Genomic DNA, 17,265 nt, shown 5'->3' on the forward strand with positions numbered 1-17,265 from the left:
CGGCTGGAACTGGCGACGCCCCGTACGCGTGGTGCTCACCGGTGCTCCGGCACTGTGGTTGCTCTTCGTCGTCGCCCAGCTAGTCGTGAGTGGACGGCTGTGGTGGTGGCGCCCGGCGGACCTGCTGCCGCCGTTCCTGTTCGTCGCCGTACCGGTGCTGCTCACGCTGGTGGCCCTCCCGTTCCGCTGCTCGCGGCGCAACGCGGCCGTGCTTTGCGCCGGCGCGCTGGCCATCGGGGTCAGCCTCGCCGGGTTCAACCCGCTCGGGGCGCTGCGGGGAGGCGGGCCGGTCCCGCCCGACGGCGTGCGGGTGGTCTCGTGGAACACCGGCTACTGGCACGAGCCCGGTGAAGAGGGCGACTTCTACGCCCTGCTCGCTAGGCAGGAGGCCGACGTCTACCTGCTCCAGGAGTACCTGTACTACCCCGATGGCGTACCGGTCCGGGTGGACGAGCTGGAGACGCTCCGGCAACGGATGCCCGACTACCACGTGGCGGTCGCCGGCGAGCTGATTACGCTGTCCCGGTACCCGATCGTCGCCCAGTACGGCCTCGACGCGCCCGGGGCGCCCGTGCCGCCGGACTCCGACTTCCCCGACTTCTGGCGCTACAAGACCCTCCGTACCGACCTCCGCGTCGGCGACCGGGTCCTCTCCGTCTACAACGCGCACATTCCGACTCCACTGTGGATCGGTGGGCCGAGCCCGTTCAGCGCGCAGTTCTGGAACACGATCCGCGACCTGCACGGCCAGCGCGGGCCGCAGCTGGCCGCCCTGGCACGGGACGTCGAAGCGAACCCCAACCCGGTGTTCGTGGCTGGCGACATGAACACGACGTCGGCGATGGGGGAGCGCGAGCGGTTCCCCGCCGGGCTGCGCGACGCGGCTGAGGCCGGGGGCGCGTTCTACCCCGCGTCGTGGCCGGTCGGCGGCGACAACTTCCCCTCTGGTGGCGGCTGGACTGGGCACTCGTCTCGCCCGGCGTGCAGGTGCACCGGTACCAGCTGCGCGACCCCGCCGGCCTCTCCGACCACCGCCTCCAGTACACGGCGGTGTCACCGTGACACGTCAACGGTGGCTTGACGCCGTCCGCGGCGTCGCCATCATCGCCGTGGTCGTGGACCACGTGACGTTCATGGCGTTCCACAGTGTCTGGGCGGGGCTGATGCAGGTGGCGCACATCGGCGCCTTCGGCCTCGCGGTGATCTTCCTGGTCACCGGGTACGTGATACCAGCCTCGCTGGAGCGCGGCGGCAGCCCCGCCCGGTTCTGGGTCAGCCGGGCCTTCCGCCTCTATCCGATGTGGATCGTCGTGGCCGTGGCGGCGATCGCGGCCAGCCTCGCCGGTGTGGCTCCGCTGCCGGGCGAGCTGTGGCGCCAGCCGGGCATGATGCTGCTGGCCAACCTCACACTGCTCCAGAACCTGCTGGGCGTACCCGGGCTGCTCGTCGTGCTCTGGACGCTCAGCTACCAGGTGGCGTTCTACGCGCTGGTGACCGCCGCGTACCGGTTCGGCCTGCACAGGCGCGGCGCCGAGACCGCGATCGCCCTTGGCGCGCTGGCCATCGTGGTCACCCTCGCCCAGCGGCTGCTCGGGCCGGTGCCGCTGCCGCGCACCGGGTGGTTCGTCGCCGTGGCGGTGGCGGTCCTGGCGGCAGGGCTGTGGGCCGCCCTGCGCGGCGGCCGAGCGGTCGCCGCGGCGGGCGCGGGCGTACTGGTGCTGGCGATCCTGGCGCTCACCGCCCGAACTCAGCACGCCGACGGCTGGGGCCTGGTCATCCTCGCCATGATGTTCACCGGCGCCGCCCTCTACCAGGCTCGGCGGCGCGCGCTCCTCGCGGTGGGCACGCTGCTCGCCGCCGCGGCGGTCACCGGGTGGGCCGGCGGCGGACTGTCGTACCTGTCGGAGCTGCCGCCCGGCGCGGCGGCCCGGGTGTGGTTCACCGGGCTCGTCTCCGGGGTGCTGCTCTTCGTCCTCGCGCCGCTCGTGCGCGACCGGCTGATCCCGCGCCCGCTGGCCGTGGTCGGCGTCACCAGCTACTCCATCTACCTGCTGCACATGGGAGTGATTCTGATGCTGCTGCCGATGCTGGAGGAAGCCGGGCGCGCGGCGTGGTGGTGGCAGGTCGCGGCCTTCGCCGCGGTGTTCGCGGTGGTGCTGCCGATCTCCTACCTCTCGCACCGGCTTGTCGAGGTGCCGGGTCAGCGGCTGGGCCGCGCACTGTGGCAGCGGTACGGGACACCGCGACCGCCCGCCGCCCAGGCCGAGCCCGCACCGGCCACCGACGACCCCGACACCCGGGTATCGGTGATCATCCCGAACTACAACAAGGCGAAGACGCTCCGCGCCTGCCTGGAGTCGGTGTACCGGCAAGGACACCCGCCGTTCGAGGTCATCGTCGTGGACGACGCGAGCACCGACGGCTCCCGCGCGATCGCCGCCGAGTTCCCCTGCCGGCTGGTGGCGTTCGAGGCCAACCGCGGTGTCTCGGCGGCGCGCAACGCGGGCGCGGCAGCCGCCACCGGCGATGTGCTGTTCTTCGTCGACTCGGACATCGCGCTCGCCACCGACGCCGTCGCCAACGCGGTAGGCCTCCTCCGCGAACGCCCCGACCGCGGGGTCGTACAAGGCATCTACGAAGCGCAACCGCTCTTCCCGGACGGGCCTGTGGAGGCGTACAAGACGCTGTTCGAGCACTACTGGCGGCAGCGGAGCGCCGGTGTGGTCGACGCGACCCTGTTCGCGCTGACGGCCGTGCCGCGGCGGGTCTTCGAGGAGGTCGGCGGCTTCGACGAGAAGATGCGCGACGCCGAGGACATCGAGTTCGGCACCCGCCTGCCGGCCCGGTACGCGATCTGGATGAGCGACCGGGTGCTCGGCCGGCACGACGACGTGGACAGGTTCTGGCCGTACATGTCCGAGCACGTGGGCCGCGCCCGCAACTACGGGGCGCTCGTCGCGCGGCTGCTGCTGGGCCGCGCGCGTCCGGGGCCGGACCGGGGCTCGCGCGGCGTCGACGTCGCCACGGTCGCGTGCATGGTGAGCTGCGCGCTGGCGGTGGTCGCGCTCCCGCTGGCGGTCGTCTCCGGCTGGCTGCTGCTCGTACCGCTGGCGCTGGTGGTGGTCTTCGTGACCATCGACCGGCGGCTGTGGGGCTTCGTCCGGCGGGAGAAGGGGAGCCCGTTCCTCCTGTACTTCATCCCGATGCACTTCCTGATGCACACCACCCAGATCGTCGGGATGCTCGCCGGAGCCGTCGCGGCCACGGTGCGACCGGGGCGGCAGCGGTGACCGGGCGGCCGGCGCCGCGCTGGCGGCGCGTGCTCGACCGTACGGTGACGCTCGCCTTCGTGGGGCTGCTCTGCGTGGGCCTGGTGCTGATGGTGCGGAGCCAGGACTGGACGCCCGTGGCGGAGCTTGCCGCGCGGCTCAGCCCCGGCGAGATCGCCCTCGCGCTCAGTTCGGCGTTCCTGGTCGACGCCTGCGGGCTCCTGCTGGGTGTCATGTCGTGGCGGGCGCTCTTCGTGGACCTCGGCGCGCGGGTGGACGTGTGGACGTCCTCGCGCCTGTTCTTCGTCGGCTTCCTCACGAAGTTCGTACCGGGCCGCCTCATCGCCCTGCCGGTGCTGGTACGCATGGGCAAGGCGATCGACATCGGGCCGATCCGGCTGGCGTCCGTGTTCGTGCTGAGCTGGTCCGTCGTCGCGCTGACCGGGCTGACCCTCGGCCTCGCGGCCGGGCCGGCGGCCGCCGGGCTGAGCACCGGCTGGCTGATCGCGGCGGCGGTGCCGACGGTAGCGCTGATGGTGCGCCCGGGCCTGCTCAACTGGGGCATCCGGACGGGAGCCCGGCTGCTGCGCCGTCCCGATCCGGACGTCTCCGCCTCGAACGGCGGCGTCCGCAAGGCGATCGTCGCGCAAACGCTCTCTTGGGTGGTCTCGGGGCACCACGTGTGGCTGCTGGCCGTCGCCGCGGGCGCGCCGCCCGCCAAGTCGTACCTAGTCTGTGTCGCGGGCTTCGCGGTGGCCACCACCGCCGGCATCGTCGTGATGATCGCGCCGGACGGGCTCGGCGTCCGCGAAGCGGTCCTCGCGGTCGGGCTGGCGACCGTTATGCCACTGTCGGTCGCGACCACCGTCGTCCTGGCCAGCCGCCTGGTCAGCACGTTGAGCGGGGCCACCGTTGGCGCGGTCGGCCTGCTGGTGTCGCAGCACATGCACCGGCGTCGGTACCGTGCGGTCGCCGCGCCGCCCGCAACCGCCGGGTGAGGGCGGCGCGTGCGCGTCCAGCAGGTTGAGCCGGTCCTGGTCGGCCAGCTCGGTCAGCAGCTCGACCAGCGACGGCGTGACCCGCGCGGCCCCCAGCTCCGCCGCCACCCGCAGGGTCAGCGGGCGGCTCAGCCCGTTGCGGACCATCGCGTCGATGGCGACCGACTCGCTCTCGTGTACCAGCCGCGGGCCGATCAACCGGTGTACCAGCGCCACCGCGTCGGCGTGGGGGAGCGGGCCGAGGTCGAGCCGGTGGGCGCCGTGCACGCTCACCAGGCCGGCGAGCCGGTCCCGGCTCGTCACCAGCACCGCCGAGGTCGGGGTACCGGGCAGCAGCGGGCGCACCTGCTCGCTCGACACGGCGTCGTCCAGCACGATGAGCAGCCCGCGCCCGGCCACCTCGCTGCGGTAGTACGCGGCCCGTTCCTCCAAGTCGCCCGGGACACCCGGGCCGTCCAGCCGCAGTGCCCTGAGGAGCCGCGCGAGTGCGTTGTTGGGGTCCAGCCCGCGGAGGTTGACGTAGAGCTGCCCGTCCGGAAACCTGTCCGCGGCGCGGTGGGCCCACTCGATCGCCAGCGCGCTCTTGCCCACCCCGGCGACCCCGGAGAGGACGGCGACGGGCACCTCGGCCGGGGCGGCGGCGCCAGTGCCGGTGAGGAGCGCGTCAAGCCGTTCCAGCTCGCGCGTGCGGCCCGTGAACGCGCGTACCCCGGCCGGCAGCTGCGCCGGCGTGACCCGGATCGCCCGCGCCTCCTGCGTCCCCTCGCCGCGCAGGATCGCCCGGTGGATCGCCTGAAGCTCGGTACCGGGATCGGCGCCCAACTCCTGCGCCAGCCGGTGCCGTACGGCCGCGTAGTGCGTCAGCGCCTCGGCGGCGCGGCCGGTGGCGGCCAGCGCGCGCATCAGCACCGCCACGAGGGGCTCGGCGAGCGAGTACTCGACAAGCTCCTGGACCAGCGGACCGATCACGGCCGGCGCGTCCCCGGCGTCGAGTGCGGAACGGGCCCAGGCGATGACCGCGCTGAGCCGCTGCTCGCGCAGTACCTGCCGGGTCGCCTCCACCCACGGCCCGGACAGGCCGGCGAGCGGCTCGCCCCGCCACAGGTCCAGCGCCTCGCGGAGCAGGGCGACCTGCGCCGTGGCGGGCCGGCCGGCGCGGGTCGCCTGCCGTACCAGCAGGTTGAACTGGTGCACGTCGACCTGGTGCGGCGGCATCTCCAGCACGTATCCGCCGGCGCGCCGAGCCAGCCGGACCGTCGTACCGTCGGCGGCCTGGGCCTCTTCGAGCGCGCGCCGGATGCGCGTGACGTGCGTGTGCAGCAACCTGGTGCTCCGCCTCGCGGGCACCGGTCCGGCCATCCGATCCATCAGCGTCTCCGCCGACACGAGCCGTCCGCTGTCCACGGCCAGCACCGCGAGCAGCACCTGCTGCTGTGGGCGCCCGCCCGACAACGCCCGACCACCGGCGTGCAACTCCACGGGTCCAAGCAATCGGAGCTCCATCAGGCATCACCGGATCCCGACCCTGACGGAGCGATCTGGTTACTCACCACATCGGACACAGTGCTGTCAGTTAGCGGCCTGGTCTAGATCCTTCCCGCTATAGAGATCGACCTCGACCGAAACTTGAGCAGTTCTCAAGTACTCCTTGGCTCCTGTGATCAAACCTTCTTCCGAACCGTTCTATGTGTCCGGTGTGTTAACGGCGGTTCGTCGGCTCCGCTGGCTGTCAACCGCTGGCGTGCGGGTTGGGTGGGGATGGTGGGCCCGGGCGACGGGGCGCTACGTGCCGTAATCCACGCGGTTCGTGCTGCACGCGGCGTGACGCGGTGCGTAGGCGGGCCTCAAGACGGTGCTCATATCAAGTTGTAGCGATGGCTAGCGCCGGCGTGACGGCTGAAGGCGGAGCTTTTGGGGTCAGGGTGGGCCTCGGCGTCGTGTCACGGACGAAGATCCAAAAGCAAGGGCATTGAGCTACCGCGATGTTCGTCGTGGTCCGGACCGTCGCTCCCGCGGCCTCACCCTTCGCGGTTGGGCAAGTTCACCCCCGGGGGTCGTGGTCGGCCGACCACGACCCTTGGCTGCCGGGTCCGCGCTTGGGCCCAACCTTGACCTAGGGCCTGTTTCAAGATCCTTGCCGGGCTGCGCCGGGCCCAGACGACGACCGGCGGCGCCGGGCGTAAGGCCGCTTACAACGGCCGTCTGATGGTGCGGGCCAGCGTCGTGTGTCCATCACTGAGCCTGATGGTTCGCTCGCAAGCTCGCTCACGCCCGGTATGCGACCTTGCGCCCCGGCTTGCCGGATCGCCGCCTGGATCCCGGCTCGCCTCGACAATCCTTTTGAAACAGGCCCTAGCTCGGCAGTTGGGCGCAGGTCCATCCAGGACAGACACGCGCCCAAAGGGCGCTCGGTTCGCCTTGATCGACGCTACGACGGCCGCCGTCTGGCAGATCGTGGTACCGAGCGGCCCCTCTGGGGGCGGTTGGATACCACGATCTTTCGCCTACACCGCGGTCCACATCTGACGCGGACCCGGGGAAAATACCCATCTTAAGAAATTGAATGCAACCCCGACCCTGAAAGATCTCTAGTGCGGCGTGTGTGTGCGGAGCGCGGGGGATGCCGGAGCGTCGAATGTAGACGGTCGTGGTTTCGGTAGTTTGGTAGGCGAACGATGACCCGGTCGGGCGCGGCGCCGCATGGCCGAACTGTGCGATAGTTGGCGTCGGCCGGGGTTCCCGTTGGGTCGACCTTGTCTGGGGAGACGTTGGACAGCATCGAGTTCAGGTTCGAAGCGGGCGACGCCAACGACGGTTCACATGACGATCTGCGAACGCTTTACACCCATTTGGCTGCCGACCACGAGCTCCGGAAACACGCGAAGGTGTCCGCCCCAAGCGGGCCGGTGCGGCCGGGTGAAATGGGCGTAGCGGAGGTGGTGACTGTGGTGTCCACAGTCGCGTCGGTGGGCCAGCTGGCGGTCGCGCTCCAGGTTTGGCGCGAAGCGCTGAACCGGCCTACGACCCTCCAACTCGTCGTCCCTGACGGACATCGAGACAACGCCCGGGCGGTCTTCGATGCGTTACGCGGTGCTGGGCTACCGGAGGAGCGGCACGAAACGGTCATCGCGGCGGCCGCAGGGAGCGCGGGTGTCAAGCCGACGGGGCGAATCGACCCGGCCAACTCTGCGTGTGTGCTCATCGGTATCGACAGCTACGACGATCCAAAACTGCCATCGCTGCGCGCGGTGTACAACAACATCGAGCAGCTTTACGACGTCCTGACCGACGAGGACGTCTGGGGCGTCGAACCCGGTCGCATACGTAAGGTACACAACCCGCGAACTCCCGCGGAGTTGATCCGGCCGATTCGGGAGATGTCCGAACTGGCCGCCGACACCCTGATCGTCTATTACGCGGGTCACGGCCTGAAGGATCTCGACGAAAATGAGCTGTACCTGGCTCTGCCACACTCGGTACCGGGTGAGCTGGAAACCTCGGTCCGCTTCAAGGCGGTCATGCAGGCGATAGCTAAAAGTCGTCAGGCACAGCGCGTCGTCATGATTATCGACTGCTGCCATAGCGGTATTGCGATAGATGGTGGAATGTCGGAAGCCGTGGACGATATCCGCGCCGATGCTGACATCGACGACGTCCAAGGCATGTATTTCATGTGCGCTACGGCGCCCAACCGCAAAGCGCTTGCGCCGAGTGCCGAAAAATGTACGGTCTTCACCGGGGAACTGGTGGACGTCCTCCGTGAAGGTATTCCCCAAGAGTCTGAGCTCATGCTCAGTCTCGGGGTGATTTTCCGGGAGGTACGAAGGCGGCTGAAGAGGGACAGCCGACCGGTGCCGGGAGAACTGGACAACAACCAGGTCGGCCATCTGCCCTTCACCCGCAACATCGCAAGGATCCCTCAACGCCCCCCGGTCCTACTGCCACCATCGCCACGTCCGCGGGTTCTGCGCTCGCCGGTGTTTGCCGCGGGTATCGTGATAGGGATTGTTCTCGGGCTCGGCGTGCCTCCCGGCATCGACCGCGTGCGCGAGCTCCGTGCGGTGCCGGTGCCCGCAGGCGGTCAGTGCTCGACGAACGCCACCCTGCTCAGCTATTCCGATCAGCTCGACAAGACCGAGGTAAGTGGCGAACGGATAACCGGGTTGTCGGCGCTCGCATTGACCGGCAGTTCGGAAGGGTTCGCCCTTGCGGACAACGAGCCCGGTCGCGTTTTTCCGTTGACATTGGAAAACCCGGACGATTTGCATGTTTCTGCCGGGGTCGGTCGCACTCTACGTGACACCAATGGCGTGCCGTATAGCAAGGGAATCGACGGCGAAGGCCTGGTGATCGAGCGGGGCAACAAGACGATGCTCGTGAGCTCCGAAAAAGGCCCGTCGATCCGGCGTTTCGACATCAGCACCGGTCATGAGCTGGAAAAGCCAATTGTCGTGCCGCAGATGTTACAGGACCCGCCGACCGGCGACGCGCAGTTTGGCCGCACCATCGAGTCGTTGGCAGCGACACCTGACGGCCGCTATCTCTATGCGGGCTGGGAGGCGCCGCTCAGTGGCGACAGTGACCAGCGGGGACGAAACCGACTACGGATTCAGCGCTACCGCGGCGAACCAGGTGGCACGTACACGCCGGATTATCAGTACGCATACGAGACCGGCGCAGGGCTCTACCTAACGGAGCTTGCTGTTGTCGGGCAGGATCGGCTCCTCGCCCTGGAGCGGCAGTACGTGGAAGGGCTCGGCAACGTCATCCAAGTCCACGACGTCAGACTCGACAACGCCGAGGACGTCACTGGCGATCGCGCACTGGCCGACAACACGGCCGACATGTTGGTGCCGCGCACACTCCTTTTCGACCTTCGGACCTGTCCGGCCGGCAGCCCTGGTCAGGTCACTGCCCGACAACCGCAGTCGAATCCCTTGCTGGACAACGTCGAAGGCATGGCCGTGGGCCCCGAGGAAACCGCCGGCCCTGAAGTAGGCACACGCCTGCTGTACCTGATCACCGACGACAACTCCAACAGCACCCAGGTCACCCGCCTGTATGCCTTCCGCATCAGGCTCCCCGCCTGATCGCTTGCCCCCAAGCGACGCTGGCGGCGCGGTGGCGCGGCGGCGGGTGGGTCAGCGGGCAATGACGTGTTCGGGCTGGTTGCGCTGGGTGTGCAGGTCCCAGTAGGTCTGCGCGATGTCGTCGGGGTGGGCGTGCATAGCTACAAGCTTGTAGTCATTGCCAGGGGTGGCGACTACAAGCTTGTAGTGAAAATTGCAGGTGTGCTGGTTCAGCGCCGTAACGACGGTATGGCCTAGGGTGTCTGGCCGATCCACCCGGTGTCGCCACCGACGAACTCGACGCTGCGTGCGACCTGTAGGAGGGTGTCCTCGTCGATCCCGGCGGTGCCGGTTGCCCAGTTAGCTGTCACGGTGAGGATCTGGCCGTTGTCGAGGGCCGCCTCGACGATCAGGTCTGTGACCATGCCGGGGTTGTGTTCGGTCGGTCCGAAGATTCGTCCGGAATGCCCGTTGATCATCACATCGGTGCCGCCGGACCTGGCGACCGTGGTCTGTCCGATGTCGACGTGGAACTGGCTTGACCCGATCGGGTTCGTCGTGGTCACGCCGGCGTTAAAAGTGATGCGGGCGTCGTAGGCGGTGGGGGAGCTGCCGAAGAAGATGAAGCCCTGGTTGACGTAGCCGGTGGGGGTCCAGCCGACCCGCATCGGGAGGTTGGTGACGGTTGGGTCGGGCTGCACCGAACGGGCGATCCGCAGCACGTCCTCCTTGGTCAACGCCGGGTCGGTGCTGTGCACCTGGAGCACGATGTCGCCGACCGGCCAGGTCACCGTCATCGAGGTGATTTTGGTGTACGCGCGGTAGACGCCGGCTGCGCCGTTGACGTCGACCGGGGCGGTGGTGGTATCGGGCTGCTCCCTCTCGGGGTCCATCTCGCTCATCGTGGCCGGCGTACTGCTCAGCTCGACCGCCTTCCTCGACACCGAGTACTTGGCGACGTCGGAGGTCGTCGTGGCCCAGGTCCGGGAGACCTCGGTCGTGTAGGCATTCCGCCGCAGCTCCTTGTACCCGGCGGGCAGCCAGGTGGCGGTGTAGCGCACCGGCGTGTTGCCCGCACCGTCCGTCGGTACAGCTGCGGTGGCTCGCGGAACACCGGGGTCGGACGGGGTGGGGGACGGGGTGGTTAGCCGAATACGGTCGTCTGACGGGGTGCTGAGCGGCGCAGTCGGATCCGCCGACGCCGATGCTGCCGGGAAGGTCCGGTCGGGGGAGAAGAACACCATCGGCACCGTGACCGCGATCGCCACCAGCACTGCGACCGAGCCGCCGAGGACCATACCGCTCCGGTGCCGGCGGCGGAGGGCTGCAGCCCGCACCGGAATGGCCGCCCGTGTCTCGGCCGCGTCGTCGATGGTGAAAGCCTTGCGTTCCTGTGCCTGGCGAATCAGCCGTTCCAGGTCGTCGTTCATGTGTCGCTCCCGGTGGTAGAAAGGATTGTCGCGGGAAGTGCTTCGCGCAATGCGGCCAGCGCCCGGGCCAGATGCGTCCGCACGGTGGTGGGACGCGCGCCGGTCAGCTCGGCGATCTCGTCGATCGACATGTCCTCGTAGAAGCGCAACGCGATCACGGCGCGCTGCTTCGGCGACAGGAGCGCGATCAACCGCATCATGGTGTCGCGGTCGGCGAGACGCTCGGCGGGATCGGGGAACGGCGCGGACAGCGACTCGATACGGTCGCCCGCTGCCACGACCACGCGGACCTCACGGCGCCGCCGCCAGGAGAGGAACTCGTTGAGAATCATGCGCTTGACGTAGAGCTCCGGCACGCCGGTCCGGCTGATGCGATCCCAGCGCGGCTGGGCACGGGCCAGCACGTTCTGGGTGATGTCCTCGGCGAGGTGACGATCCCACGCCACGACGATCGCGTAGCGCAGGATCGCCATCAGCCGGGCATCGACGAACTCCTCGAATGTCACGCTGAGCGCCCTTCGGTCAGTGGGGTCGCTACGAGGGACGCTGACGACCCTGCCGTTTGACGACAGACGCGCCAACAAATTTCGGCCGAGCATCCAGGTAGCCTGCGGGGCGTGTCGAAGTCCGCATCAATGGCGATCGCACATGTCATGGCCCACTGCGGTGGTGCACCTGGCGAGGCGGTGAAGTACCTCGCCCAGGCGATCGCGCAGGGCCCGGACGATCCCGAGCCGTACGACCTGCTCTCCGAATTGCGCCGGGAGTCACCCGAGGTGGTGGCGGATACGGTCGCGTCGCCAAGCAGCCTGTGGCAGTTCGTGGTCGACGCGTACCTGAACTTCCTCGACGGTGACATGGATCAGGCCGCGCAGAGGCTGGGCTCGGTGATTGGTTACCGCCCGGAGGTCGCGTGGGCGTCCGCGCCCTGGTTCGGCGACGAACGATTCCTCGGGGCAGTAACGGCCGCTGGACTCGCCGACGCAACCTTGAACATCACCGACTACGGCCCTGAGATGGATAACGACGCGGCACGGGAACGCATGGGGCCGTGGTTTCGGGCCATCGACGTGGTTTGCGAGCGAGAGCCGGCGGCGGAGGCGATGGCTCGCATGGCAATCCTGTTGCGGATCTGCGGACGCACGGATGCGTCGCTGGCCCTGTGCGACCGCGCGGATTCTGTCGATCGGGTGATGTTCACTGAGGTCGTCCGCGCCGGGACGTGGCGCCGTCTCGGCGACCAGCGGCAGACAGCCGCGGCGTTCCGGCGGGCGCTGGAGCTGGACCCGACGAACTGGTCGCTCTACCTGGATCTCGCCGATCTAGCCGTGGAGGACGGCGACTTCGCCCAAGCGGCCGACCTGGTACGCCAGGGCCTTGAGCATGAGCCGGAGGATGTCACATTACGTGCGGCAGGCGCCGCGTACCGGGCACGCGCCGAGGGCTCGATCGTCGACCTGGACCTGCTGCTGGAGCTGGCGCCAGAGGTACCGCACGCGGGATACCGCAACGGGCTACTCGAACACGCCGTTGGCGGCCTGGATCTCCCGGCTGACCGGATAGCGGCAGCCCGCCGGTTCCAGGCCGGCGACTGACCCGGGTTGCCGACCTGCGGTGACGCCTGAGGCTGAGCCCTTATGTGAAGCCGCCGAATCAGGTGCCGGGCGGTCGTTGAGAAGATGTGCGCCTGGCTCGCCGCAGGTCGCGGGCGAGGTGGGACCGTCGCAGGCCCGCCGAGCGCAGCTGACGTAGATCAGCGAACGTGTCGTGCATCAGCTGCGTGTGGAAGTAGTTGATGTGCTCCAGGACCGCGAATGCCGCGAATGCGAGCCCTGGCCAGGTGTCGCGACCGGGATCGGTGGCTGTGGCATGTCCCGTGACCGCGAGAGCGGCGGCCAGCAGTATCGGATTGACGGCCAGCGCCGCGCGGAACGCGCGCTCGCCCGGCAGACCGCGACCGCGACCGCGGAGCTGAGAGAGCTTTGCCGCCCAATAGCCGGCTCCCTGCACCAGCAGCAGGGCGAACACGCTGAAGCCGACCAGATTCACCGCCGTGAGCGGCAGGTCGACCAAGCCGAACCACAGTCCGGCCTGGAGTGGGATGTTGACGAGTTCCATGGTCGCCAGTGACCGCAGCCGTCGGTCTACCTGCCGTGGGAGCGCCACTGCGCGGACCGGCATACCGACCATCATGGATCATCAGCGTTCGCTCCCGGTGACGGCGTGACGGGAAGCGCCGCCTGAGCCGCCCTCGGCCGAGCCGCTAGGCCGAGATGCCGAGGATGTCCTCGCGGACGAGGCTGGTCAGCTCGTCGTGACCGATGGTGGTACCGACGCCGAGCGCGCGGGCTGCCGCCGAGCCCGGGTCGTGGAGTAGGCCCAGCACGAGGACGCCCGGACTGACCGGTATCCCGTACTGTTGGGCCGTCGCCGCGGCTGTGCGCAGCGCCTCGGCGCAGGTGGCCGTGAGCGGTACTCCCATCCACCGCTCCCGCGACTCGCTGTCCGGGTCACGCAGGTCGGTGCGGGCGGCGACGTGCTCCAGAGCCTGGCCGGAGTACAGCCAGATCCGTTCCCACCGGCCGCGGACGTGTACCCGGGCGACCGCGACAAGCAGCAACCGGGTGTCGAGCGCTCCGGGTGGCCGCACCAGCTTGGCGGCGTAGCGCAGACTGTCCGCGGCGACCGAGTCGAGCTCGTCGCCGTCGGGGAGCGGCCGTTGGGCCACGATTTCGGCCGGTGACGCAAATGGTCCCGCAGGTGCTTCGCGCGGCTCCGTCGGTGCGGCTTTTGGTGCGGGCAGGCTCAGCCCAGCTACCGGTGCGGCGGGCATCGGCTCCACGTCCGCCCGGTCAGCGCTGACCGGCACGGTCTCCAAGCGTGTGAGGACGCGCTCTACTGTCTCTACGCTGATATCCCGCGCCTGATAGGCGTACTCGACGAGGAAGTTGCCGGCGGTGTCCGCGAACGCCTCGGGGGTGACGAGGTCCACCAGTCCGGCGCCGTCGGCGGCGGGGAGGCTCACCTTGCCGCCCGAGGGGTACACGACGAGAACCGGGCGCACCTTGACCAGCAGCAGCGCCCTGTCCCACTGCTCGGCCTCACGGATGACCTCGCCGGCGTGCTCGATCGCGTCAAGGTACGGTGCGCCGTCGAGCCGGATGTCCGCGCCGGCGCCGGGGTAACGCGTGTAGGTGCCGGCCGGCCAGCGGACGAACTTGACGACGACCGCGCGCCGGCCGACCAGGACCAGGAAGCGGCCATCCTCGAGCCGGGCGAACCGGGCGGCCGGAATCACCGCGAGGTGCTCCAGTAGCCGGGCGTGCGGGCTGTCCGCCCCGCGCCCGTTCAGCCACCGGTTGGCGCGGACCATCGCCGCGATCTCCTCGCGGCGTGGCTGCTCTCGCCGGGCCGCGCGGACCCGGCGGACGTCGGCGAGCCAGGACCCCTGCGCGGCCAGGCAGAGGAGGTAGGCGAGCAGTGTGCCGACGACCCAGACCCGGACCGGCCAGCGGGCGGGGTCGAGGATCGCCACCAACAGGTACAGCACGCCGACCCCGGTGCCAAGCAGGCCGAGCGTGGCCGTGACCACGATGGTCTTGCGCCTGATGCCGGAGAACCAGACCGCGCTGAGCACGAAGGTACCCACGGTGAACCCCGCGCCCAGCCATCCGACCGGACTGGTGGTGTATGCCAGCCCGCCGGCCGCGAACAGCCACACGAGGTAGGAGACGATGGCGGCCGTCGGGTTAAACCATTCGACGCCGTAGACCTTCGTACCGGTGACGCTCAACGTCTGCCGATCACCGACCTTCGCCCGCCAACCGTCCGTACCGCCCGCACCCGGTCGCGGCGGCGCCGTGGCCGGCTGGGGCGCCGGAGCCGGAGCCGGAACGGGCGGGCGGCGTGTCGGCGCCGATGGGTTGCGGGCGAGCCACATCTTGCCTTCGCCGCCGGTCAGCCACCGCTGCGGAGTCTGCCCGGCATCCTGGCTCTGAACGTACGTGTACGCGTAGTCGTAGGCGTCGTCGACCGAGATGTACCCGTCCTCGTCGGCGTCGGCGGCTCCGGTCCGCAGCCCTTCGACGAGCCCGGTGGTGAAGACCGACCCGGTGCGGAAAGCCCCGGGCAGCGGCTTGCCCTCGAACGAGTACTCGCTCGACCGCGACGCGGTGAGTACGGTACGCCCGCGTCCGTGGCTGTTCAGGTGCTGCCGGAGGTCTTCGTCGTCCCCTTTGGCATCCGGACCTTTGGCACCCGAAGCGAAGGCACCGCTGAAGCAGCAGTCGAGCACAAGGAGCTGGCGCCGCGCCCGGCACTGGTCGAGCTGGTCGAGGAGCCACTGCGACTCGACAGCCGTGGAACCGAGCCGGTCCTTGCGCGTGTCGGTCGCGGCGAAGTACAGCCGGCCCCGCGCGTCGCGGATCCCGTGGCAGGAGAGGTACACCACGACGTCGTCGTCGCGGACCCGCTCGGTGAGGAAGTCTTCGATACCGACCCGGAGCTGGTGCGCCGACTGTTCGGTCAGCTCGGTCACCTCGAAGCCGCCGATGTGCGGCGCCCCCAGCACCTCGATCAGCCCGGCGGCGTCGTGGACCGGCCCGCGCAGCCGGCTGAGCCCAGGGTCCCGGTATCCAGCGGTCGCGATGATCAGCGCCTGCCGGGAACCGATCAGTCCGGCCATTGTCGGCCCTCTCGCACGCTCCGGTCCGTTTCGCACGTAACGGTTTCAGCGGCCGAGGTGGACCGCAATCATCCGACGGGTACCTCGGGGCGCTGATCCGGCACGCGACGGCTGATTAGCCTACTCAAACCATGGGAATAGTAGGTAGCATGAGCCCATGAACGGAGGTCTGTTCAGCTTCCCGAATCCGGTGAACGAGGTGTCCGCCCGGCTCGTGGCCGGCGGTGTCGTCGTCCTGTCCGTGGTGGCGATCGCGCTGGACCAGCCCTGGCTCACGGCGCTCATCGCGTACGGCTTCGTCGCCCGGGTGCTCGCCGGGCCGAGGTTCAGCCCGCTGGCCCTGCTCGTCACGCGGGTGATCACCCCGCGGCTGCCGGTGCGCGAGAAGCTCGTGCCCGGTCCGCCCAAGCGGTTCGCCCAAGGGATCGGCGCGGTGCTCACCGTGACCGCCGCCGTGCTGGCGCTGGGGTTCGGCCAGCATCTCGCGGCGTACCTGGTCCTCGGCGCGGTCATCGTGGCGGCGACGCTGGAGTCGGTGTTCGCCTTCTGCGTGGGCTGCACGATCTTCGCCGGGCTCATGCGGGTCGGGTTGATTCCGGAGGCCGTCTGCGCCGAGTGCAACGACATCTGGAGCCGGGTGCCGGCCTCGCCGTAGGGAGACGCCACGGCTCACCGCAAGCGGGCCAGCCAGCGTTCCGACTCCTCGATAACCAGTCCGGGCTGCTCCCGCGGCCTCACCCGCCGCGCTCCACAACCCCCGCCCTCGCGACGCCGTCATGGTGGCTCGCTTGTGCGGTTACAGCTGGACGACTTGGGTGGGGCCAGCGGGGGGCGTGATGCGGACCTCGGTGGCGGTGGCAGGCAGGAGGGCGGCGTTTCGCCCCGCGTCGTGCCAGCGCCCGCCGCCGGCGCGGTGTTGCAGCGCGGCGCGGGGCGCGGCGACCAGCGTGCCCTGCGCGTCGGGGAGTCGTATCCGCACCGGCAGGATCGCCGTCCAGTCCACGGAGCCGCTCGCCACCGCCTGGTATTCGGCCTCGCCGCGGGCCAGCATGGCCACGACGCGGGTCGGGTCGTCGTCGAACTGGATCGTCTCGACCAGCAGCCGGCGACCGTCCGGGGTGGCGCCGCGGACGGTCAGTCGCGGCAGCCGCGGGTCTTCGATGTGCGCGCCGTGGAAGTCCACGTAGGGCGCGAGCGCCGAGAATGTGTTGTCCCGGCGCGAGGGGACGGGCGCGCCGGGCAGCGTGTACTCGAACCACTCCGGCGCGGGCACCTCCTTCTGCTCCGGGTAGAGCACGTACGTCGCGTTGCTGATGTACACCTGGCCCGGCTGGCTGTTCGGCCGCCGGAGCGCCACGGTGATTTTCCTGAGCTGCCGGCCCACGTGCTGCCAGCCGGCGCCGTCGTCGAACGCGAAGGGCTGATATTGCCGCACCACCTTGCCGTCCGGCGCGTATCGCAGCTCGGTCGAAAGCTCCACCGGCCACCCGAAGTCCAGCACGAGCAGCACGTCGCGCTCCGGACCGAGCAGGATCGCCTGCCCGATGTCCTCCATCCGCGTCGGCGCGTTGACCGACGAAACAGTCGACACTCGCGGACCTTCCGCCGTCGGCTCGATCCACCCGACCGCCGCCCCGGTGCCACCGCGTTGCGCGATGAACGCCGCGGGGCCGGCCGGTGTGCTGCCCGCCCACAGCACGTGCGGCTCGCCCCGCATGTTGGGCAGCGGGTCCTGCAAGCCGAACCACTGCTGTCGTACCTGACGCAGGTAGTCCTTGTCGCCGGCCAGGTCACCGCGGGTCGGCTCGGCGAACA

12 protein-coding genes and 1 pseudogene are annotated in these 17,265 nt (G+C 69.6%); 6 read left to right on the forward strand and 7 right to left on the reverse strand.

The genetic code is table 11. The features are described from left to right. The first annotated feature begins 31 nt into the window (after window positions 1-31). Genes Pflav_RS45115 through Pflav_RS45125 form a run of 3 tightly spaced genes read left to right on the forward strand, consistent with a single transcriptional unit; the run spans window position 32 to window position 4,267 of the window. Complete coding sequence (locus Pflav_RS45115) at window positions 32-1,081, forward strand: endonuclease/exonuclease/phosphatase family protein (RefSeq protein WP_173035175.1); 1,050 nt, start codon at window positions 32-34, stop codon at window positions 1,079-1,081. Next, a complete protein-coding gene (locus Pflav_RS45120; RefSeq protein ID WP_232071104.1) occupies window positions 1,059-3,290 on the forward strand; it encodes a glycosyltransferase in 2,232 nt (743 codons plus the stop codon). Before Pflav_RS45115 ends, Pflav_RS45120 begins: the two co-directional genes overlap by 23 nt. Beyond that, a complete protein-coding gene (locus Pflav_RS45125) occupies window positions 3,287-4,267 on the forward strand; it encodes a lysylphosphatidylglycerol synthase domain-containing protein (protein WP_232071106.1) in 981 nt (326 codons plus the stop codon). Before Pflav_RS45120 ends, Pflav_RS45125 begins: the two co-directional genes overlap by 4 nt. 783 nt (window positions 4,268-5,050) lie before the next feature. Here Pflav_RS45125 and Pflav_RS45130 read toward each other — a convergent pair. Beyond that, window positions 5,051-5,770 (reverse strand): annotated as a pseudogene (locus Pflav_RS45130) (AfsR/SARP family transcriptional regulator); the annotation flags it as partial. Window positions 5,771-7,035: 1,265 nt separating this feature from the next. Between Pflav_RS45130 and Pflav_RS08595 the strand changes: the two are divergent. After that, window positions 7,036-9,357 (forward strand): effector-associated constant component EACC1, encoded by a 2,322-nt coding sequence (locus Pflav_RS08595; protein ID WP_173035177.1) that lies wholly within the window; start codon window positions 7,036-7,038, stop codon window positions 9,355-9,357. Window positions 9,358-9,408: 51 nt separating this feature from the next. Here Pflav_RS08595 and Pflav_RS08600 read toward each other — a convergent pair whose 3' ends face one another. The 3 genes from Pflav_RS08600 to Pflav_RS08610 are packed head-to-tail and all read right to left on the reverse strand — an operon-like array spanning window position 9,409 to window position 11,272. Next, a complete protein-coding gene (locus Pflav_RS08600; RefSeq protein ID WP_173035179.1) occupies window positions 9,409-9,612 on the reverse strand; it encodes a hypothetical protein in 204 nt (67 codons plus the stop codon). Beyond that, window positions 9,591-10,766 (reverse strand): hypothetical protein, encoded by a 1,176-nt coding sequence (locus Pflav_RS08605; protein WP_173035181.1) that lies wholly within the window; start codon window positions 10,764-10,766, stop codon window positions 9,591-9,593. The genes Pflav_RS08600 and Pflav_RS08605 overlap by 22 nt, the downstream gene beginning before the upstream one ends. After that, window positions 10,763-11,272 (reverse strand): sigma-70 family RNA polymerase sigma factor, encoded by a 510-nt coding sequence (locus Pflav_RS08610; protein ID WP_173035183.1) that lies wholly within the window; start codon window positions 11,270-11,272, stop codon window positions 10,763-10,765. The genes Pflav_RS08605 and Pflav_RS08610 overlap by 4 nt, the downstream gene beginning before the upstream one ends. A 111-nt stretch (window positions 11,273-11,383) precedes the next feature. On the opposite strand from Pflav_RS08610, the gene Pflav_RS08615 reads away from it, so the two are divergent. Further along, entirely contained in the window at window positions 11,384-12,361 is a 978-nt protein-coding gene (locus Pflav_RS08615; protein ID WP_197938223.1) for a tetratricopeptide repeat protein, read from the forward strand. A 58-nt stretch (window positions 12,362-12,419) separates the two neighbouring features. Here the strand turns inward: Pflav_RS08615 and Pflav_RS08620 are convergent, their stop codons facing one another. Further along, window positions 12,420-12,947: a hypothetical protein gene (locus Pflav_RS08620; RefSeq protein WP_232071108.1), complete on the reverse strand. Its 528-nt coding sequence runs from the start codon at window positions 12,945-12,947 to the stop codon at window positions 12,420-12,422. 82 nt (window positions 12,948-13,029) lie between these two features. Beyond that, window positions 13,030-15,450 (reverse strand): caspase, EACC1-associated type, encoded by a 2,421-nt coding sequence (locus Pflav_RS08625; protein WP_173035185.1) that lies wholly within the window; start codon window positions 15,448-15,450, stop codon window positions 13,030-13,032. 157 nt (window positions 15,451-15,607) lie between these two features. Here Pflav_RS08625 and Pflav_RS08630 point away from each other — a divergent pair, with 157 nt between their 5' ends. Beyond that, window positions 15,608-16,105 (forward strand): DUF4395 domain-containing protein, encoded by a 498-nt coding sequence (locus Pflav_RS08630; protein ID WP_173035187.1) that lies wholly within the window; start codon window positions 15,608-15,610, stop codon window positions 16,103-16,105. A 141-nt stretch (window positions 16,106-16,246) separates the two neighbouring features. On the opposite strand, the gene Pflav_RS08635 is transcribed toward Pflav_RS08630, so the two are convergent. Next, window positions 16,247-17,188 carry a hypothetical protein gene (locus tag Pflav_RS08635; protein WP_173035189.1) on the reverse strand — a complete coding sequence of 314 codons (942 nt, stop codon included), beginning with the start codon at window positions 17,186-17,188 and terminating at the stop codon, window positions 16,247-16,249. Window positions 17,189-17,265: the final 77 nt, after the last annotated feature.

Origin of the sequence: Phytohabitans flavus (assembly GCF_011764545.1) — a bacterium.
GTDB lineage: Bacteria > Actinomycetota > Actinomycetes > Mycobacteriales > Micromonosporaceae > Phytohabitans > Phytohabitans flavus.

Coding starts and splice junctions, on each gene's coding strand:
- Pflav_RS08625 (WP_173035185.1), bottom strand. CDS start 15,450: ATGGCCGGACTGATCGGTTCCCGGCAGGCGCTGATCATCGCGACCGCT.
- Pflav_RS08605 (WP_173035181.1), bottom strand. CDS start 10,766: ATGAACGACGACCTGGAACGGCTGATTCGCCAGGCACAGGAACGCAAG.
- Pflav_RS08620 (WP_232071108.1), bottom strand. CDS start 12,947: ATGCCGGTCCGCGCAGTGGCGCTCCCACGGCAGGTAGACCGACGGCTG.
- Pflav_RS08630 (WP_173035187.1), top strand. CDS start 15,608: ATGAACGGAGGTCTGTTCAGCTTCCCGAATCCGGTGAACGAGGTGTCC.